Origin of the sequence: Natrialba swarupiae (genome assembly GCF_008245225.1) — an archaeon.
Classification (GTDB): domain Archaea; phylum Halobacteriota; class Halobacteria; order Halobacteriales; family Natrialbaceae; genus Natrarchaeobius; species Natrarchaeobius swarupiae.
Genome location: NZ_VTAW01000071.1, coordinates 1 through 1,379 on the forward strand (window position 1 = coordinate 1; position 1,379 = coordinate 1,379).

Annotated in this window: 1 protein-coding gene; it reads right to left on the reverse strand. The window is 61.3% G+C overall.

All coding sequences use genetic code 11. The features are described from left to right. Positions 1-1,379: Fe-S cluster assembly protein SufB (gene sufB / locus FYC77_RS19940; RefSeq protein ID WP_149083230.1), on the reverse strand; the 1,379-nt coding region annotated here is incomplete at both ends.

A 1,379-nucleotide genomic window follows, 5' to 3' on the forward strand; every position in this document is an offset into this window, starting at 1 on the left:
AAGCGATTCAGTTCGACCGCGTACTCGATGGGCAGCTCCTCCGTGATCGGCTCGATGAAGCCGGCGACGATCATCTTCTTGGCGTCGTCGTCGTCCAGTCCGCGGGACTGGAGGTAGAAGATGTCTTCGTCGCCGATCTTGCCGACGGTGGCCTCGTGGGCGACGTCGACCTTCGACTCTTCGATTTCCATGTACGGCATGGTGTCGCTGGTCGACTCGTTGTCGAACATCAGCGCGTCACACTCGACGGCGGTCGAGGAGTTCTCGGCGCCGTCGGCGATGTGGACGAGACCGCGGTAGTTGGTGCGGCCGCCGTCTTTCGAGATCGACTTCGATTCGATGGTCGAACTCGTCTCGGGTGCGTTGTGGTAGACTTTCGCGCCGGTGTCGATGTTCTGTCCCTCGCCCGCAAAGGCGATGGTGATGTGGGTGTCGGTCGCGCCGCGGCCCTTGAGGATCGTACACGGGTAGAGCATGGTCGCCTTCGAGCCCATGCTGCCGGAGACCCACTCCATCGTGCCGTTTGCTTCACAGATGGCGCGCTTGGTGTTCAGGTTGAACGTGTTCTTCGACCAGTTCTGGACGGTCGAGTACTGCACGTGGGCGTCCTCGTCGACGAAGACCTCAACACAGCCCGAGTGGAGGTTGTGGGCACCGTATTTCGGTGCGGAACAGCCCTCGATGTAGTGGACTTCCGAGCCTTCTTCGGCGACGATGAGCGTGTGCTCGAACTGGCCCATTCCCTCCGAATTCATCCGGAAGTAGGCCTGGACCGGCATCTCGACGGTGACGTCTTCGGGAACGTAGACGAACGAGCCGCCGGACCAGACGGCACCGTGGAGTGCGGCGAACTTGTTGTCGCTCGGGGGCACACAGGTCGTCATGAAGTACTCTTTGACGAGCTCTGGGTGCTCTTTGACGGCGCGGTCCATGTTCATGAAGACCACGCCCTTCTCCTCCCACTGCTCTTGCATGTTCTGGTAGACGACTTCGGACTCGTACTGGGCACCGACGCCCGAGAGGGCGTTCTTCTCGGCTTCCGGAATGCCCAGTTTGTCGAAGGTGTCTTTGATCTCGTCGGGCAGTTCCGTCCAGTCGTCGACGCCTTCGCGCTTGTCGACGTCCGGGCGGATATAGGGGATGATCTCTTCGATGTCGAGCTCGGTGAGATCCGGCTGGCCGGGCCAGTCGGTCGGCATCGGCATGTTCTGGTACTGCTCGAGCGCGCGGAGGCGTCGCTCGAGCATCCAGTCGGGCTCGTCCTTGTCCTCGGAGATCATGCGGATGACCTCCTCGGTCAGGCCCTTCTCGGAGCGCACCGCGGCGTTCTCCTCTTTCTTGAACTCGAACCGGGCTTCAGTGTCGGTTTCTTTGAGGTG